The organism is Faecalimicrobium sp. JNUCC 81 (assembly GCF_053667625.1).
The window spans coordinates 3,754,778-3,774,138 of sequence record NZ_CM132203.1 but is presented as its reverse complement, the minus strand read 5'-3'; the positions used below and the strand labels follow the sequence as shown (position 1 = coordinate 3,774,138).

The 19,361-nt window shown below is 32.1% G+C and carries 18 protein-coding genes and 1 other annotated feature; all 18 genes read left to right on the top strand.

Going from position 1 to position 19,361, the window contains the following annotated elements; genetic code table 11:
• Window positions 1–107: 107 nt before the first annotated feature.
• The 18 genes from gltX (at window position 108) to rpoC (ending at window position 19,240) form a co-directional block, all read left to right on the top strand.
• The gene (gltX, locus tag JNUCC81_RS18505) at window positions 108–1,589 is read left to right on the top strand and encodes a glutamate--tRNA ligase (protein WP_454094768.1); all 1,482 of its coding nucleotides are present in this window, start codon (window positions 108–110) and stop codon (window positions 1,587–1,589) included.
• A gap of 253 nt (window positions 1,590–1,842) precedes the next feature.
• Window positions 1,843–1,995, top strand: coding sequence for a hypothetical protein (locus tag JNUCC81_RS18500; protein ID WP_454094767.1), 153 nt, complete (start codon window positions 1,843–1,845; stop codon window positions 1,993–1,995).
• A gap of 125 nt (window positions 1,996–2,120) precedes the next feature.
• Window positions 2,121–3,518: a cysteine--tRNA ligase gene (gene cysS / locus JNUCC81_RS18495; RefSeq protein WP_454094766.1), complete on the top strand. Its 1,398-nt coding sequence runs from the start codon at window positions 2,121–2,123 to the stop codon at window positions 3,516–3,518.
• A 2-nt stretch (window positions 3,519–3,520) separates the two neighbouring features.
• Window positions 3,521–3,916, top strand: a complete 396-nt coding sequence (locus tag JNUCC81_RS18490; RefSeq protein WP_208334012.1) for a Mini-ribonuclease 3 — start codon at window positions 3,521–3,523, stop codon at window positions 3,914–3,916.
• A 109-nt stretch (window positions 3,917–4,025) separates the two neighbouring features.
• On the top strand, window positions 4,026–4,784 hold the full coding sequence (gene thyX, locus JNUCC81_RS18485) for an FAD-dependent thymidylate synthase (protein WP_454094765.1): 759 nt from the start codon (window positions 4,026–4,028) through the stop codon (window positions 4,782–4,784).
• A 12-nt stretch (window positions 4,785–4,796) separates the two neighbouring features.
• Window positions 4,797–5,531 (top strand): 23S rRNA (guanosine(2251)-2'-O)-methyltransferase RlmB, encoded by a 735-nt coding sequence (gene rlmB, locus JNUCC81_RS18480; protein ID WP_208334010.1) that lies wholly within the window; start codon window positions 4,797–4,799, stop codon window positions 5,529–5,531.
• Window positions 5,532–5,536: 5 nt separating this feature from the next.
• Window positions 5,537–6,064, top strand: a complete 528-nt coding sequence (locus JNUCC81_RS18475; RefSeq protein WP_454094764.1) for an NYN domain-containing protein — start codon at window positions 5,537–5,539, stop codon at window positions 6,062–6,064.
• A gap of 61 nt (window positions 6,065–6,125) precedes the next feature.
• Window positions 6,126–6,773, top strand: a complete 648-nt coding sequence (gene sigH, locus JNUCC81_RS18470; RefSeq protein ID WP_208334008.1) for an RNA polymerase sporulation sigma factor SigH — start codon at window positions 6,126–6,128, stop codon at window positions 6,771–6,773.
• Between the two features lie 71 nt (window positions 6,774–6,844).
• Window positions 6,845–8,038 carry an elongation factor Tu gene (gene tuf / locus JNUCC81_RS18465; protein ID WP_454094754.1) on the top strand — a complete coding sequence of 398 codons (1,194 nt, stop codon included), beginning with the start codon at window positions 6,845–6,847 and terminating at the stop codon, window positions 8,036–8,038.
• Window positions 8,039–8,250: 212 nt separating this feature from the next.
• Window positions 8,251–8,400 carry a 50S ribosomal protein L33 gene (rpmG, locus tag JNUCC81_RS18460; protein WP_003421192.1) on the top strand — a complete coding sequence of 50 codons (150 nt, stop codon included), beginning with the start codon at window positions 8,251–8,253 and terminating at the stop codon, window positions 8,398–8,400.
• 24 nt (window positions 8,401–8,424) lie between these two features.
• Window positions 8,425–8,646 carry a preprotein translocase subunit SecE gene (gene secE / locus JNUCC81_RS18455; RefSeq protein ID WP_042278199.1) on the top strand — a complete coding sequence of 74 codons (222 nt, stop codon included), beginning with the start codon at window positions 8,425–8,427 and terminating at the stop codon, window positions 8,644–8,646.
• 19 nt (window positions 8,647–8,665) lie between these two features.
• Complete coding sequence (gene nusG / locus JNUCC81_RS18450; RefSeq protein ID WP_454094763.1) at window positions 8,666–9,208, top strand: transcription termination/antitermination protein NusG; 543 nt, start codon at window positions 8,666–8,668, stop codon at window positions 9,206–9,208.
• 46 nt (window positions 9,209–9,254) lie between these two features.
• Complete coding sequence (gene rplK, locus JNUCC81_RS18445; protein WP_042278204.1) at window positions 9,255–9,680, top strand: 50S ribosomal protein L11; 426 nt, start codon at window positions 9,255–9,257, stop codon at window positions 9,678–9,680.
• Between the two features lie 77 nt (window positions 9,681–9,757).
• Window positions 9,758–10,456 carry a 50S ribosomal protein L1 gene (rplA, locus tag JNUCC81_RS18440; RefSeq protein ID WP_454094762.1) on the top strand — a complete coding sequence of 233 codons (699 nt, stop codon included), beginning with the start codon at window positions 9,758–9,760 and terminating at the stop codon, window positions 10,454–10,456.
• A 51-nt stretch (window positions 10,457–10,507) separates the two neighbouring features.
• Window positions 10,508–10,637 (top strand) — a sequence feature (ribosomal protein L10 leader region).
• A 45-nt stretch (window positions 10,638–10,682) separates the two neighbouring features.
• Complete coding sequence (gene rplJ / locus JNUCC81_RS18435) at window positions 10,683–11,186, top strand: 50S ribosomal protein L10 (RefSeq protein ID WP_454094761.1); 504 nt, start codon at window positions 10,683–10,685, stop codon at window positions 11,184–11,186.
• Between the two features lie 85 nt (window positions 11,187–11,271).
• Window positions 11,272–11,634 (top strand): 50S ribosomal protein L7/L12, encoded by a 363-nt coding sequence (rplL, locus tag JNUCC81_RS18430; RefSeq protein WP_454094760.1) that lies wholly within the window; start codon window positions 11,272–11,274, stop codon window positions 11,632–11,634.
• Window positions 11,635–11,989: 355 nt separating this feature from the next.
• The gene (rpoB, locus tag JNUCC81_RS18425) at window positions 11,990–15,709 is read left to right on the top strand and encodes a DNA-directed RNA polymerase subunit beta (protein ID WP_454094759.1); all 3,720 of its coding nucleotides are present in this window, start codon (window positions 11,990–11,992) and stop codon (window positions 15,707–15,709) included.
• A 42-nt stretch (window positions 15,710–15,751) separates the two neighbouring features.
• Window positions 15,752–19,240: a DNA-directed RNA polymerase subunit beta' gene (gene rpoC, locus JNUCC81_RS18420; protein WP_454094758.1), complete on the top strand. Its 3,489-nt coding sequence runs from the start codon at window positions 15,752–15,754 to the stop codon at window positions 19,238–19,240.
• Window positions 19,241–19,361 lie beyond the last annotated feature (121 nt).

Sequence of the window (19,361 nt, the reverse complement as noted above, 5' to 3'; positions counted from 1 at the left end):
ATAATAATAAAATATGTTGTTTTTGCATCAATTGGATAAAATAACATTACAATAGAGATAGTATTTTGATATTATAGATACGTATTAAAATTACAGGAGGTAAAATTATGAGCGTAAGAGTAAGATTTGCTCCAAGTCCAACTGGATTTGTTCATATAGGTAGTTTAAGAACAGCTTTATACAATTACTTATTTGCAAAGAAAATGGGTGGAGAATACATATTAAGAGTAGAAGATACTGACCAAACTAGATTAGTAGATGGTGCTATAGAAAATATGCTAAATTCTATGAAGTGGGCAGGAGTTAACCACAGTGAAGGGGTTATGTTAGATGATAATGGAAATATAACTCAAGTTGGTGAAAATGGGCCATACATACAATCTCAAAGATTAGATATATATAAAGAATATATAAAAGAGTTACTAGAAGCTGGAAAGGCTTACTACTGCTTCTGTACTAAAGATAGATTAGATAGTGTCCGTGAAAAGCAAAAAGAAGCAGGAGAGACTCCAAGATACGATGGTCATTGTAGAGATCTTACTCAAGAAGAAATAGATGCAAAGATAGCTGCTGGTGAACCATATGTAATAAGACTAAGATTACCAGAAAATCATGTTATAAAGTTCACTGACTTAGTAAGAGGAGAAACAGAATTTAATACTAATGACTTAGATGATCAAGTATTAATAAAAACAGATGGATTCCCAACTTACCACTTTGCAGTCGTAGTTGATGATCATTTAATGAAAATAACTCATGTCATAAGAGGTGAAGAATGGGTTTCTTCAACTCCAAAGCATGTTTACTTATATGAAGCGTTTGGATGGGAAGCTCCAACATTTGTACACTTACCAAATATACTTAATAAAGAAAAGAAAAAATTAAGTAAGAGACATGGTGATGTTGCAGTTGAAGATTTTAAGAAAAAAGGATACTTACCAGAAGGTCTTGTTAACTATGTAGCACTAGTTGGATGGTCTCCAGAAGACAATCAAGAAATATTCTCTATGGCAGAATTAGAAAATGCATTTTCAGTAGAAAGAGTATCTAAGAGTGGTGGAGTATTTGACACTGAAAAATTAAACTGGGTTAACCAACACTACGTAAAAGATGCAGATAATGCATTCTTAACAGATTTAGCAATACCTTTCTTAGTAGAAGCAGGATTTGTAACAGAAGAAGAAGCTACTACTAAATATGACTTTATAGTTGGTATGGTTTCAGTTCTTAAAGAAAAATTACAATATGTAAAAGAAATAACTGACCATGCTTCTATATTCTTTGGAGATAAAGTGGAGTTAGAAACTGAAGAATGTAGAGAATTTTTAAACTTAGAGCATATACCAACGTTAGTTAATGCATTAGCTGAAAAAATGGAAAAAGCTGAAGTTGTAGATGAAGCTTTCGTAAAGGCAATGTTTAAAGAAATACAAAAAGAACATGGAATAAAGGGTAAAAACTTATTCATGGGATCAAGAATAACATTAACTGGTCAAATGCATGGACCAGATTTACCAAAGACTATGGAAGTTTTAGGTAAAGAAACTTGTTTAAATAGAATAGCTTATGTAAAAAACAATCTTATATAATTATAAAAGTCCGCCAATTTTAAAGGCGGGCTTTTTGTATAAGTAAATATTTTAAATTTAAATGTCATATCATTGTGTTATTAAAGGAATGTAAATGTTTATGTAGTTATTTGATGAAAGAATTTAGTTGTAAAGGTAGAGGAATTTTATCCGATAAATGTAATATATTAAAACAACATTAAAATTAATATGAGATTAAAACGTAATTATAAAATAAATTAATAGAGTTTTGTTTTAATATAGGGGGGTAATTATGTATAGTAGTATAGAGGATGTAAAAAAGGAATTAAAAGAACTTTGTAGTGAGTATGTGAATATACTAGAAAAGTTAAGAGAAGAAAAAATAATAAATAAAGAAACTTTTGAAATATGTAGCTCAAGTAAGGTATTATTTTTAGAAGAATAGTCTAATAATATTTTAAAAGGTAGATTTTTTTGAAATACTGAGGATATAATAGTAATACTATTAATTCTGAGATTTTTAAACTATAATATTATGGTAAGATATAACAAAGTAGCGAGGTGACAAGTATGAAATTATATAATACATTGACGAGGACAAAAGAAGAGTTTGTACCATTAGAAGAAGGTAAGGTGAAGATGTATGTATGTGGACCGACTGTATACAACTATATTCACATAGGAAATGCAAGACCGTTTATAATATTTGATACTTTAAGAAGATATTTAGAGTACAGAGGATACGATGTAACTTATGTTCAAAACTTTACGGATGTTGATGATAAAATAATAAAAAGAGGGCATGAGGAACATATATCTCCAGAGGCAGTCGCAGATAAATATATAGAAGAATACTTTGTGGATGCTGATGGATTAGGTATAAAAAGAGCTAATGTTCATCCTAGAGTTACAGATAATATACAAGAGATAATAGCTTTTGTTAAAGCATTAGAAGATAAAGGTTATGCTTATGAAGTAAATGGAGATGTTTATTTTGACACTAAGAAATTTGAAGGATACGGAAAACTTTCAAAGCAAAATCAAGATGACTTAGAAGCTGGAGCGAGAATAGAAGTAAATAGTCAAAAAAGACATCCAATGGATTTCGTTCTTTGGAAATCTAAAAAAGAAGGAGAGCCAGGATGGCAAAGTCCATGGGGAGAAGGTAGACCAGGATGGCATATAGAATGTTCTGTTATGTCAAATAGATACTTAGGGGAAACTATAGACATACATGCAGGAGGTCAAGATTTAGCATTCCCTCATCATGAAAATGAAATAGCTCAAAGTGAAGCTAAAAGTGGAAAAACATTTTCAAATTACTGGGTACACAATGGATATATAAATATAAATAATGAAAAAATGAGTAAATCTAAAGGAAACTTCTTTACTGTAAGAGATATATCAGATTCTTATGATTTAGAAATAGTGAGATTCTTTATGTTATCAGCTCATTATAGAAACCCAGTTAACTTTAGTGATGAAATGTTAACACAAGCAAAAACTGCTTTAGAAAGACTTTATAATGCTAAAGAAAAATTAGAATTTACAGTAAGCAACCTACAAGAATCTAGTATAACTGAAGATGAAAAATCATTAGCTACAGAATTAGATGCATTTAGAGTTAAATTCATAAATGCTATGGAAGATGATATAAATACAGCAGATGCTATAAGTGTTATATTTGAATTATCTAGATTTATAAATACAAATGTAGATGAAAAATCTTCTTTAGAATTTGCTAAAAAGTGTTTATATGAATTCAATGAATTAACTAGTGTATTAAATATAGTTAATAAAAAAACTGATGATATGTTAGATGAAGAAATAGAAAATCTAATACAAAAAAGAGTAGATGCTAAAAAGAATAAAGACTTTAAATTAGCAGATGACATAAGACAAGAGCTATTAGATAAGGGAATAATATTAGAAGATACTAGACAAGGTACGAAGTGGAAAAGAGCATAATTATGAATAGAACAGAACTAATAACAATGTCACCATTAGTATTAGCTTATATAGGGGATACAATTTACGAATCATATATAAGAGAATATCTTATTAGACAAAATATAAATAAAAAAGTTAATGATCTTCACAAATCGGCAGTAAAGTATGTTAAGGCAAAAGCTCAAGCTACTATAATGCATGAAATAGAAGAAGAGTTAACTGAAGAGGAATTAAGAATATACAAAAGAGGTAGAAATCAAAAATCTCATACATCTCCTAAAAATGCAGATATAATAGACTATAAGCATGCAACTGGGTTTGAAGCTTTAGTAGGGTATCTACATTTAGGTGATGAAAAAGAAAGACTTGATTATATAATATCTAAAGGTATAAAAATAATAGAAGATAATATGTAAAATAAAAAGTATTGCTTTTAAGAGCAGTACTTTTTTAATATATGTTTTTATAACATAATTAATGAGGTATAATAGTATCTATAAATTATTACTAAGGGGGATATTAAAAATGAAAGTAAAATTATTATCTTACACACCAGAACCAGAAAAAGTTATATCTATGGCAGCTAAGCTATGTTATTCAGCTGTTGGAGTTGACGATATAGAAAAGAATTTGACTGATGAGAGTATAGATAAATTTTTAAATATGTTAATTAATATAGGACATGAGTCTCCTTTAGAACATGTTTCATTTACTTTTGCAGTAGAAGGAATATCAAGAGCATGTTCACATCAAATAGTTAGACATCGTATAGCTAGTTATTCACAACAAAGCCAACGATATGTTAAATTAAATCAATTTGAGTATATAATTCCTCAGGAAATAAATGAAATAGAAGAAGCTAGAGAAGTATTTATAGATGCTATGAAAAAAGACCAAGAGACTTATGATAAGTTAGTAGATATATTATTTGAAAAACATTATAATAATTTAATAAAATCTGGAAAAAATGAAAAAGAGGCGAAAAGAGACGCTGAAAAGAAAGCTATAGAAGATGCTAGATATGTATTCCCAAATGCATGTGAAACAAAAATGGTATTTACGATGAACACTAGAAGTTTATATAATTTCCTAGATCATAGATGCTGTGAAAGAGCACAATGGGAAATAAGAGAATTAGCTACAGAGATGCTAAGACAATTAAAACAAGTTGCTCCAATACTATTTAAAAATAGTGGACCTAACTGTGTAAAAGGACCTTGCCCAGAAGGTAAAATGACATGCGGTGAGATAGTTTCAATAAGAGAAAAATTTAAGAATTTGTAGGCGGTGGAAGATTTGGCAATAATAGAAGGAAGAAATCCTGTAATAGAAGCGATAAAAAATGATAGAGAAATAGATAAGATAATGGTAGCAAACTCAGCTAAAGAAGGTTCTATCAAAAAAATAATAGGAATGGCTAAAGAAAAAAATCTAATAATTCAATATGTTGATAAAAATAAACTAGATGAAATAAGCACAAGTCATGCTCATCAAGGAGTAATTGCTCAAGTAAGTGAACATAAATATGTTGAGTTAGATGATTTAATAGAAAGTGTAAAAGCAAAAGGAGAAGATCCATTCTTTATAATATTAGATGAAATAACAGACCCTCATAACCTTGGAACTATAATAAGAACAGCAGATGCAGTAGGAGCTCATGGTGTAATAATACCAAAGAGAAGATCAGTACATATAACTCCAGTAGTAGTAAAAGCTTCAGCTGGTGCAATAGAATATGTACCAGTTTGTAAAGTAACCAATATAGTAAATACAATCAAGAAGTTAAAAGAAGAAGGCCTATGGATAGCAGCTGCAGATATGGATGGACAAGTTTTCTATGAGCAAAACCTTACAGGAGCACTAGGATTAGTAATAGGAAGTGAAGGTTTTGGTATATCTAGATTAGTTAAACAAAATTGTGATTTTACAGTTAAAATGCCTATGATAGGAAATGTAACGTCATTAAATGCATCTGTAGCAGGTGGAATTCTTCTTTATGAAATATTCAAACAAAGATCAGGCGTAAAATAAAATAAATGAGAAGAAATATAAAAAGATATTTAATAGTAGATGGTTACAATATTATAAATGCATGGGAAGAGTTACAAAGTTTATCTAAAACAGATTTAGAACATTCAAGAGATAAGCTTATTGATTATATAATTGAGTACTCAGAATTTACAGGTAGAAAAGCCATCATCGTATTTGATGCATATAATGTGAAAAGTTCAAAGGAAAAATTAGAATTTAGAAAACATGTAACTGTTGTTTATACAAAAGAACATCAAACAGCAGATAGTTATATAGAAAAATACATAAGTTCTTTATCTAAATATGATGATGTTAAAGTAGCAACTAATGACTATGCAGAACAGCAGATAGTATTAGGTAAAGGTGCATCAAGGATATCTGCAAGAGAATTAAAATTAGACTTAGATAATGCAAAGGCGAAAATAAGAGAAAAAACCAGTAGTATGGGGAAAAAAATCCAGCGAAACTGGTTAGAGGATAGGATAGATAAGGAAACATTGTCGAAACTTGAGAACATTCGTAGAAACCATTGAAAATACTAAATTTATTAGATTATAATATAGCTATGAAAATGGTTAATGGGGGAGATTTTACATGTTAGTAGCGAATGATAAATATTATGAGGTAGTAGATAATTCTCAACAAGATGAGTATGATTTAGTATTAAAAGCTAGCAAAGGGGATAAAATAGCTTTAGAATATATTATTAAAAAATACAAAAATTTTGTAAAAGCAAAAGCAAAATCATATTTTTTAATAGGTGCAGATAAGGAAGACATAATACAAGAAGGTATGATAGGCCTTTATAAAGCGGTTAGAGATTTTGATGGAAACAAAACAAATTCGTTTAAATGTTTTGCTGAAATATGTATAACGAGACAAATAATAACAGCAATAAAGACAGCAACAAGACAAAAACATATACCACTTAATTCTTATGTATCTTTAAATAAACCGATATATGATGAAGAATCAGAAAGAACACTTTTGGATATTATAGCAACTAGTATGGTTACTGATCCAGAAGAACTTATAATTAGCAAAGAAGAGTTAAAACGTATTGAATCTAAAATAAATGAACTATTAAGCGAATTAGAGCAAGAAGTCCTAGAACTATATCTAAATGGAAAGAGTTATCAGTATATAGCGGACAGGCTTGAAAGAGATGTAAAATCAATAGATAATGCTCTTCAAAGAGTCAAGAGAAAATTAGAAAAACATCTTGAAAACAAGAATGATTAATAGTAAAATACTTACCATAAGCTTATTATAAGCATATTAATTTATTCATAAAAACTGAGGAGGAATTCAAAATGGCTAAAGCTAAATTTGAAAGAAATAAACCACATGTTAATATAGGAACAATAGGTCACGTTGACCACGGTAAAACTACATTAACAGCAGCAATAACAAAAACATTATTCGACAGATATCAATTAGGAGAAGCAGTAGACTTCGCTAATATAGATAAAGCTCCAGAAGAAAGAGAAAGAGGGATCACAATCTCTACAGCTCACGTTGAATATGAAACTCCAAACAGACATTACGCTCACGTTGACTGCCCAGGACATGCTGACTACGTTAAGAACATGATAACAGGAGCAGCTCAAATGGATGGTGCAATATTAGTTTGTTCAGCAACTGATGGACCAATGCCTCAAACAAGAGAGCATATACTATTATCAAGACAAGTTGGTGTACCTTACATAGTGGTATTCTTAAACAAGTGTGATGTAGTAGATGATGAAGAATTATTAGAGTTAGTTGAAATGGAAGTAAGAGACTTATTAAATGAGTACGAATTCCCAGGAGATGACACTCCAATAGTACAAGGATCTGCTTTAATGGCATTACAAGATACTTCTTCAGTATGGGGAGACAAAATAGTTGAGTTATTCGAGCAAATAGATGCTTATATACCAGAACCAGAAAGAGATGTTGATAAGAACTTCTTAATGCCAGTAGAAGACGTATTCTCAATAACAGGAAGAGGAACAGTTGCTACAGGTAGAGTAGAAAGAGGAATATTAAAAGTTCAAGACGAAGTTGAATTAGTAGGACTTTCTGAAGAACCAAGAAAAATGGTTGTTACAGGAGTAGAAATGTTCAGAAAATTATTAGATCAAGCACAAGCTGGAGATAATATAGGAGCATTAATAAGAGGGGTACAAAGAAACGAAATAGAAAGAGGACAAGTATTAGCTAAGCCAGGAACAGTTAAAGCACATACAAAATTCATGGCAGAAGTATACGTTCTTAAAAAAGAAGAAGGTGGAAGACATACTCCATTCTTCGATGGATACAGACCGCAATTCTATTTCAGAACAACAGACGTTACAGGAGCTTGTAAGTTACCAGAAGGTGTAGAAATGGTTATGCCAGGAGATAACGTAACTATGGAAGTTGAATTAATCAACTCTATATGTGTAGAAGAAGGATTAAGATTCGCAATAAGAGAAGGTGGAAGAACAGTAGCATCAGGTGTTGTTGCTTCTATAGTTGAGTAATCTCTTATTTAACGATTGATATATATATAAAAGAGGGGTTTTTACTCCTCTTTTTTTTAAGATTTGAAATCACAAAAACATTGACACTACTATCATTTTATGATAAATTATACAAAGTGATGATTCAGGAAGGTAATAATACTTTAATTTATAATATTAAGGTATTATATTAACAATATATATATTGTATTACAAAGTTGGAGGTGTAGCAGATGAGAGTTAAAGTAACTTTAGCATGTACAGAATGTAAGCAAAGAAACTACAACACTACTAAAAACAAAAAGAATAACCCAGACAGAATAGAATTACAAAAATACTGTAGATTCTGTAAGAAACATACTACTCATAAAGAAACAAAATAGTTTTTATTAAGGATGTGGTATAATATGGCTGCCCAAGCAAATCAAGGCGTAAAAACTAAAAAAAGATTTAGTTTAGCTACTTATATAAAAGAAACTAAACAAGAACTTAAAAGAGTTTCATGGCCAACGAAACAAGAATTACTTAAAAACACTGGTGTGGTTTTAACTGTAGTTATTTCATCTACTATATTAGTATGGGCTTTAGACAGTGTATTATCTGGTGCACTAGCATTTATACTAAAATAGACACAAAGGAGAAAATAATATGTCAGAATTAGAACAAGCAAGATGGTATGTTGTGCATACCTATTCAGGACATGAAAATAAAGTTAAAGCTACTATAGAAAAAGCTGTAAAAACAAGAGGTATGGAAAACTGCATAACACAAGTAGTTGTTCCAACTGAAGATGTAGTGGAAACTACTAAAACAGGAAAAGAAAAAACTAGACAACGTAAGGTATTCCCTGGTTATGTCTTAGTTAAAATGGTAATCACCGATGAATCTTGGTATGTCGTAAGAAATACTAAAGGTGTTACTGGATTTGTTGGACCAGGTTCTAAGCCAGTTGCATTAAGTGATGAAGAAGCTAAGACTATGGGCATAGAATCAACTGAACCGAAAATAGGAAATAGCAATATCGATCTAGAAATAGGAGATGCTGTTGAAGTTTCTAATGGACCATTTAGTGGACAAGTAGGTAATGTTGAAGAAATAAACCTGGAAACAAAAGAAGTCAAAGTGTGTATAGATGCATTTGGCAAGAAGACTCTATTTGTAATTGAGTCTGATAGTCTAGAAAGATTATAAAAAATACTATATTTATATATAGAAAAATTCTGAGGAGGTGCGCTCAATGGCTAAAAAAGTTATAGGTCAAATAAAATTACAAATACCTGCAGGAAAGGCAACTCCAGCTCCACCAGTTGGACCAGCATTAGGACAACACGGAGTTAACATAATGGGATTCACTAAAGAATTCAATGCTAAAACTGCAGATCAAGCTGGAATGATAATACCAGTTGTTATAACTGTATACCAAGATAGATCATTCAGTTTCATAACTAAAACTCCACCAGCTGCTGTTTTATTAAAGAAAGCTGCTGGATTAGATTCAGCTTCAGGAGAACCTAACAAGAAGAAAGTTGCTACTTTATCTTCTGCTAAGGTAAGAGAAATAGCTGAATTAAAGATGCCTGATTTAAATGCTGCTTCAGTAGAAACTGCTATGAGTATGATAGCTGGTACTGCAAGAAGTATGGGTATCGTTATAGAAGACTAATTTTATAAAATTAGACACTTCGTTATAAGAAGTGGGAGGTTTTAAAACCGAAAATAACCACAAGGAGGACATTTAAAATGGCTAAAAAAGGTAAAAAATACGTAGAAGCTTTAAGTAAAGTTGATAGAACTAGATTATATGATGCAACAGAAGCTGTATCATTAGTTGTAGATGTTGCTACTGCTAAGTTTGATGAAACTGTAGAAGCACACATAAAGTTAGGTGTTGACTCAAGACATGCTGACCAACAAGTAAGAGGTGCGGTTGTATTACCACACGGAACTGGTAAAACTAAGAGAGTTTTAGTTTTCGCTAAAGGAGCTAAAGCTGCAGAAGCAGAAGCTGCAGGAGCAGACTTCGTAGGAGCTGAAGACTTAGTTCAAAAAATACAAGGTCAAAACTGGTTTGAATTTGATGTTGTAGTTGCTACTCCAGATATGATGGGTGTAGTTGGTAGATTAGGTAGAGTATTAGGACCTAAAGGTTTAATGCCAAACCCTAAATCAGGAACTGTTACTTTTGATGTAGCTAAAGCTATAGACGAAATAAAAGCTGGTAAGGTTGAATATAGATTAGATAAAACTAACATAATTCACGTTCCAGTTGGTAAAGTATCTTTCGGTGGAGAAAAGTTAGCTGAAAACTTTGCTGCATTAATGGATGCAGTAGTAAAAGCTAAGCCATCTGCTGCTAAAGGACAATATTTAAAGAGTATAACAGTAACTTCTACTATGGGACCTGGTGTTAAAATAAACCCAGCTAGAATAGCAGAATAATAAAACTGTTGACATACAAAAACAAAAATGTTAATATAACATTTGTTGATATAAAAAAGAATAGATTTGCCGTAGACAGTAGGTGCCAAAAGGCTTAAATTCCTACCGAGGTTTTAGATAAATTGAAATTACTAAAGCTTTTGTTGTCTACTTTTGACTCAAAAGCTTTTTTAAATGAGATTGCGGCGAATACTAAACCTATTAGGTGAAGGAGGTGCACAATTAGATGAGACAAGCTATAGAACTAAAATCAGGCGTTGTTGCTGAGATAGTTGAGAAGTTACAAAAATCTTGTGCTGCTGTTGTAGTTGACTACAAGGGATTAACAGTTGAAGAAGTAACTGAGTTAAGAAAGAAAATGAGAGAAGCTGGTGTTGAATACAAAGTATACAAAAACACTTTAGTAAGAAGAGCTGCTAAAGAAGTTGGTATAGAACAGTTTAATGACGAGCTACTAGTTGGAACTAATGCGATAGCATTCGGATACGAAGATCCTGTTGCACCAGCTAGAATATTAAAAGAATTTATGGATGCTCATCCAAAAATGCAATTAAAGATGGGAATGGTAGAAGGAGAATTCTACAACGAATCTCAAATAGTTGAGTTCGCTAACATACCATCAAGAGAGGTTCTTATTGCTAAATTACTTGGAAGCTTAAAAGCTCCAGTATCAAACTTCGCATACTTAATAGATGCAATGATAAAGAAAGCAGAAGGACAAGAAGCTTAATTGTCAATTTAGAAAAAGTTATATAAATTATATATAATAATTATTAAATTAAAAAGTTAAAGAAAAAAATTCGGAGGTGCTAAAAATGACAATAGAACAAATATTAGAAGCTATAGAAAACATGAAAGTTTTAGAATTAAATGAATTAGTTAAAGCTGCTGAAGAAAAATTCGGTGTATCTGCTTCAGCTCCAGTTATGATGGCTGGTGCGGCTGCTGGTGGAGCTGCTGAAGAAAAGACTGAGTTCGACGTAGTATTAACAAGTGCTGGAGCTTCAAAAGTTGGAGTTATAAAAGCTGTTAGAGAAATAACTGGATTAGGATTAAAAGAAGCTAAAGAAGTAGTTGACAATGCTCCTAAGACAATAAAAGAAGGAGTTTCTAAAGAAGAAGCTGAACAAATGAAAGAAAAGTTAGAAGCTGCTGGTGCTTCAATAGAAGTTAAGTAGTTTTCTTTAAAAGATGTCCTTTGGACATCTTTTTTTATGTAACCTGCCATAGGCTTATGAAGTGCATTAGTTAATAGTTTGAATAGCATTAATTGTCCTGTAAATTTGAAGAAGTATAAACGAAAAAGTGTATTTTATACTTCTTTTTTTATGTAAAATAAAAATATGTATAAAAATACGAATTTTAGATTGGAATTTTGTGCATAATAAATATTGCATATTTTTAAACGTAAAACAAATATAAGACATTAGATAGAAGTTACATATTGAAAAATACTTGACAGTATGATAAAATTATTAGATGCGTTAGAATAAACTATGGTTTTATTTTTAATTATTGAGAGGTGAAAAGTGAATGCCACATCCTGTCACGATAGGTAAAAGAACTAGAATGAGCTTTTCTAAGATAAAGGAAATAGCTGATGTACCAAATCTTATAGAATTACAAGTGGATTCTTATAAGTGGTTTATTGAAGAAGGTTTAAAGGAAGTATTTGAAGATATTTCTCCAATAGAAGATTATACAGGTAATCTTATATTAGAGTTTGTTGATTACTCTTTAGACGATAAACCTAAATACGATATAGAAGAATGTAAAGATAGAGATGCTACATATTGTGCACCTCTAAAGGTTAAAGTAAGACTTATAAATAAAGAAACTGGTGAAATAAAAGAGCAAGAAGTATTTATGGGCGATTTCCCATTAATGACTGAAAGAGGAACTTTCGTAATTAATGGAGCAGAAAGAGTCATAGTAAGTCAATTAGTTAGATCTCCAGGCGTTTATTATGCACAAGAAAGAGATAAAACAGGTAAGAGATTAATATCATCTACTGTTATTCCTAACAGAGGTGCATGGTTAGAATATGAAACAGATTCTAATGATATTATATCTGTAAGAGTTGACAGAACTAGAAAGCAACCAGTTACAGTTTTATTAAGAGCTTTAGGAATAGGAACGGATGCAGAAATCATTGAACTTTTAGGAGAAGATGAGAGATTAGCTGCAACTCTAGAAAAAGATAATACTACAACAGTTGAAGAAGGTCTAATAGAAATATACAAAAAATTAAGACCAGGTGAGCCTCCAACAGTTGAGAGTGCATCATCATTATTAAATGCATTATTCTTTGATCCAAAGAGATATGATTTAGCTAAAGTAGGTAGATATAAGTTTAATAAAAAACTTGCTTTATGCAATAGAATAATGAATAAAATATCAGCACAAGATATAGTAAACACTGAAACTGGTGAAGTATATGTAAAAGCTGGAGACAAAATAAGTTATGAAGTAGCTAGAGAAATACAAAATTCAGGTATAAATGTAGTTACTTTATTAGTAGACGATGAAAAAGAAGTTAAAGTTATAGGAAACAACTTTGTAGATATAAAATCTCATATTAGTTTTGACATAGATGAGTTAAATATAAAAGAAAAAGTTCACTATCCAACTTTAAAAGAAATTATAGATGAGTATAGTGAAGAAGAAGAAGTAAAAGAAGCTATAAAATCTAGAACGAAAGAGCTTATACCGAAGCATATATTATTAGATGATATAATTGCTTCTATAAACTATGAATTCAATATATTCCATGAAATAGGTTTCATAGATGATATAGATCATTTAGGAAACAGAAGAATAAGATCTGTTGGTGAGTTATTACAAAACCAAGTTAGAATAGGTCTTTCAAGAATGGAAAGAGTTATAAAAGAAAGAATGACTGTTCAAGATATGGAAGCTATAACGCCTCAAGCGTTAGTTAACATAAGACCGGTTTCTGCTGCGATAAAGGAATTTTTCGGAAGTTCTCAGTTATCTCAGTTCATGGATCAAACAAACCCATTATCTGAATTAACACATAAGAGGAGACTATCAGCATTAGGACCAGGTGGACTTTCAAGAGAAAGAGCAGGATTCGAGGTTCGTGACGTTCATCATTCTCACTACGGAAGAATGTGTCCTATAGAAACTCCAGAAGGACCAAACATCGGTCTTATAAACTCATTAAGTACTTATGCTAAAATAAATGAGTTTGGTTTCATAGAGTCTCCTTATAGAAAGGTAGACAAAGAAGCTGGTAAAGTAACTGATGAAATACATTACGTAACAGCAGATGAAGAAGATTTATTCATAAGAGCTCAGGCAAATGAACCATTAGAAGAAGATGGTAAGTTCGTAAACAGTAGAGTAGTTTGTAGAACTGTAAATGGTGCAGTTGAACTAGTTCCTGTAAATAGAGTAGACTACATGGATATATCTCCAAAGCAAGTTGTTTCTATAGCTACGGCAATGATACCATTCTTAGAAAATGATGATGCCAACCGTGCGCTTATGGGATCAAACATGCAACGTCAGGCTGTTCCTTTAGTTAGAAGAGAGGCTCCAATCATAGGTACTGGAGTTGAATATAGAGCTGCTAAAGATTCAGGTGCAGTTGTAGTTGCAAAACACAGTGGTATAGCTGAAAGAGTAACTGCTGACGAAATAATTATAAAAAGAGAAGACGGAAATAGAGATAAATATAAATTACTTAAGTTTAAACGTTCAAACTCAGGTACTTGTATAAATCAAACTCCAATAATAAATAAAGGTGAGCAAATATCTCACGGTGATGTTATAGCAGATGGACCAGCTACAGATCTTGGAGAAGTAGCATTAGGAAGAAACTGTTTCATAGCTTTCATGACTTGGGAAGGTTACAACTACGAGGATGCTATCTTAATAAACGAAAGATTAGTTAAGGAAGATAGATTATCTACTATTCATATAGAAGAATATGAATGTGAAGCTAGAGATACTAAGCTAGGACCAGAAGAGATAACTAGAGATATACCTAACGTTTCTGAAGGTGCTGTAAAGAACTTAGACGATAGAGGTATAATCAGAGTAGGTGCTGAAGTAGATTCAGGGGATATATTAGTTGGTAAAGTAACTCCAAAAGGAGAAACTGAACTTACAGCTGAAGAAAGATTACTTCGTGCTATCTTTGGGGAAAAAGCTAGAGAAGTTAGAGATACTTCACTAAAAGTTCCTCATGGAGAGTCTGGTATAATAGTTGACGTAAAAGTCTTCACAAGAGAAAATGGAGATGATTTATCTCCAGGAGTTAATGAATTAGTTAGATGTTATATAGCTAAGAAGAGAAAGATAAAAGTCGGAGATAAGATGGCTGGACGTCATGGTAATAAAGGGGTTATCTCAAGAGTATTACCTGAAGAAGATATGCCGTTTATGGAAGACGGAACTCCTCTTGATATAGTTCTTAACCCACAAGGGGTACCATCTCGTATGAATATCGGACAGGTATTAGAAGTTCATTTAGGACTTGCTGCTAAAACTTTAGGATGGCATGTAGCTACATCAGTATTTGATGGTGCTAAAGAAGGTGACATCAGAAAAGCGTTAGTTAAAGCTGGATATCCAGAAGATGGTAAATTAACTTTACACGATGGTAGAACAGGTGAAACTTTCGACAACAGAATAACAGTAGGATACATGTATATGCTTAAACTACATCACTTAGTTGATGATAAGTTACATGCTAGAAGTACAGGACCATACTCTTTAGTAACTCAACAACCATTAGGTGGTAAAGCACAATTTGGTGGACAGAGATTCGGGGAGATGGAGGTTTGGGCTCTAGAAGCATATGGAGCTGCTCACATACTTCAAGAAATACTTACTGTTAAGTCAGATGATGTTGTAGGACGTGTTAGAGCATATGAAGCAATAGTTAAGGGAGAAAACATCCCAGAACCAGGAATCCCAGAATCATTCAAGGTTCTTATAAAAGAACTTCAAAGTTTATGCTTAGATGTAAAAGTATTAACTGAAGAAGATCAAGAAATAGAGGTTAGAGAATCTCTAGAATTAGATGATATATCTAGTGAATTTGAATTAGATGTTATAGATAATGTGAAAGAAATAGAAGAAAATCACATAATAGAAGAAATAGAAGATGACTTCATTGAAACAATTGATGAAGAAGAAGATGCGGGAAACTTAGATTTTGAAGATGACGTAGTTTTTGATGAAATAGAATACGAAGAAGATGAAGAAAACTTTGATGAATAGTAATTAATGAATGTAAATATCAAATAGAAGGGAGAGAACTCCTTGTTTGAATTAAACAATTTCGAGTCGATAAAGATAGCATTGGCTTCTCCAGAAAAAATAAGACAATGGTCTAGAGGAGAAGTAAAAAAGCCTGAAACTATAAATTACCGTACTTTAAAACCAGAAAAAGATGGTCTATTCTGTGAAAGAATATTTGGACCTCAAAAGGACTGGGAGTGCCACTGCGGTAAGTACAGAAGAGTTAGATACAAAGGTGTAGTTTGTGATAGATGTGGTGTAGAAGTAACAAAAGCTAAAGTAAGAAGAGAAAGAATGGGACATATAGAGCTTGCAGCTCCTATGTCTCATATCTGGTACTTCAAAGGTATACCAAGTAGAATGGGTCTTTTACTTGATATGTCTCCAAGATCTTTAGAAAAAATATTATATTTTGCTTCATACGTTGTAACAGATGCAGGTGAAACTGGATTAAACGAAAAGCAATTATTAACAGAAAAAGAATACAGAACTGCTGTTGAAAAGTATGGATATGGTACTTTCACTGTAGGTATGGGTGCTGAAGCTGTAAAACAATTATTACAAAATATTGATTTAGAGCAAGAAAGTAAAGAGTTAAGATCTGACTTAAAAGATAGCACTGGGCAAAAGAGAATAAGAACAATAAGAAGACTAGAAGTTGTAGAAGCATTCAAAAAGTCTGGAAATAAGCCGGAATGGATGATATTAGATGCAATCCCTGTAATACCACCAGATTTAAGACCAATGGTACAATTAGATGGTGGAAGGTTTGCAACTTCTGACTTGAATGACTTATATAGAAGAGTTATAAATAGAAATAACAGATTAAAGAGGTTATTAGAGCTTGGAGCACCTGACATTATCGTAAGAAATGAAAAGAGAATGCTTCAAGAAGCAGTAGATGCTTTAATCGACAATGGTAGAAGAGGTAGACCTGTAACAGGACCTGGTAATAGACCGCTTAAGTCTTTATCAGACATGCTAAAAGGTAAGCAAGGACGTTTCCGTCAAAACTTACTTGGTAAGCGTGTTGACTACTCAGGACGTTCAGTTATAGTTGTTGGACCGGATCTTAAATTCTACCAATGTGGTCTTCCTAAGAAAATGGCTCTTGAATTATTCAAACCATTTGTTATGGATAAATTAGTTAAAGAAGGTCATGCACACAATATAAAGAGTGCTAAATCTATAGTAGAAAAAGTTAAACCAGAAGTTTGGGATGTATTAGAAGAAGTTATAAAAAATCACCCAGTACTTCTTAACCGTGCTCCTACTCTTCATAGATTAGGTATACAAGCATTTGAACCAGTTTTAGTTGAAGGAAAAGCTATAAAGCTACATCCACTTGTATGTACAGCATACAATGCCGACTTCGATGGTGACCAAATGGCGGTACACGTACCTTTATCAGTAGAAGCACAAGCAGAAGCGAGATTCTTAATGTTATCAGTAAATAACATACTTGCTCCTAAAGATGGTACTCCAATAACTACTCCTTCTCAGGATATGGTTTTAGGATGTTACTACTTAACAATAGAAGAACAAGATTATGCTCCAGGTCATGGTACAATATTTAAAGACTTTAACGAGTTATTACTTGCTTACCAAAACCAAGCAGTTCACTTACATTCTAAAGTTAAAATGAGAATAGTACTTCCTGATGGAAGAAAATCTCTAGTTGAAAGTACAGTTGGTAGATTTATATTCAACGAAAATGTACCTCAAGATTTAGGATTTGTAGATAGAGATGTAGATCCATTTGGATTAGAAATTGATTTCTTAGTTGACAAAAAGTCTCTTGGAAAAATAATAGATAAGTGTTTTAGAAAACATGGAAACACAGAAACTGCTATATTATTAGACCACATAAAAGCGTTAGGGTTTAAATACTCTACAGTAGGTGGTATGACAGTTGCTGTTGCAGATATGACAATACCAGAGGCTAAGAAAGCTTATATAAAAGAAGCTGAAACTAAGGTAGATAAATATGAAAAAGCATATAGAAGAGGTCTAATATCTAATGAAGAAAGATATGAAAGAGTTATCGAAGTTTGGGCAGAAACAACTGAAAAAGTTACAGATGCTCTTATGGCTGGATTAGATAGATTAAACAATATATATATAATGGCACATTCAGGAGCCAGAGGTTCTAAAAATCAGATAAGACAGTTAGCTGGTATGCGTGGTCTGATGGCCAATGCATCTGGTAAAACAGTTGAAGTTCCGGTTAAATCTAACTTCCGTGAAGGTTTATCAGTAATGGAATACTTCACATCTTCACATGGTGCTAGAAAAGGTCTTGCCGATACAGCACTACGTACTGCCGATTCAGGTTACTTAACAAGAAGACTTGTTGATGTCAGTCAAGATGTTATAGTAAGAGAAGTTGATTGTGGAACAAATGATATAACAGAAGTATTTGCAATAAAAGATGGAAATGAAGTTATAGAAGAATTATACGACAGAATGGTTGGAAGATATACTATAGATGCTATAGTAGATCCTAAGACTGGTGAAGTTATAGTTGAAGCAGATTCTATGATTCAAGAAGATGCAGCTGAAAAAATAGTTGCAACTGGAATTGAAAAAGTAGAAATAAGAACTGTTCTTAACTGTAAAACAAACCACGGAGTTTGTTCTAAGTGTTACGGAAGAAACCTTGCAACAGGTAAAGAAGTTAATATCGGAGAAGCTGTTGGTATAATAGCTGCTCAATCAATCGGAGAACCAGGTACACAGCTTACAATGCGTACATTCCATACAGGTGGGGTTGCTGGTGGAGATATAACTCAAGGTCTTCCAAGGGTTGAAGAACTATTCGAAGCTAGAAAACCAAAAGGTTTAGCTTTAATAACTGAAATATCTGGTAGAGTTGAAATAGACGAAACTGGTAAGAGAAAAGAAATAGCTATAATACCTGAAGCTGGAGAAACTGAAGTATATGCAATACCTTATGGATCTAGATTAAGAGTTAAACAAGGTCAAATTGTTGAAGCCGGAGAACCATTAACTCAAGGTTCTATAAATCCTCATGATATAGTAAGAATTCAAGGTATAGGCGGAGTCCAAGAGTATATAGTTAAAGAAGTTCAAAGAGTTTATAGAATGCAAGGGGTTGACGTTAACGATAAGCATATAGAAGTTATTGTAAGACAAATGCTTTCTAAAGTTAAGGTTGAAGATCCAGGAGATACAGATTTATTACCAGGTGGATATGAAGATGTATTAACATTCAATAAATGCAATGAAGAAGCTATAGCTCAAGATTTAGCACCAGCTGTTGCTAAGAGGGTATTACTTGGTATAACTAAGGCATCTCTTGCTACAGAGTCATTCTTATCAGCTGCTTCATTCCAAGAAACTACAAGAGTATTAACAGAAGCTGCTATAAAAGGAAAAGAAGATCACTTAATAGGTCTTAAAGAGAATGTTATAATAGGTAAGTTAATACCTGCAGGAACTGGTATGAAGAGATATAAGAATATAGCTGTTGAAAAAATTCAAGACTAAAGCTTAATGTAAAATAAAGAAATCTTGACATGAATTATGTCTGGTGATAAAATGTAAAAGTGTGCAATTGAAAGTGTACTAATGTCTATAACAAGTCACTAGTAGCTTTCAGTTGGACTTT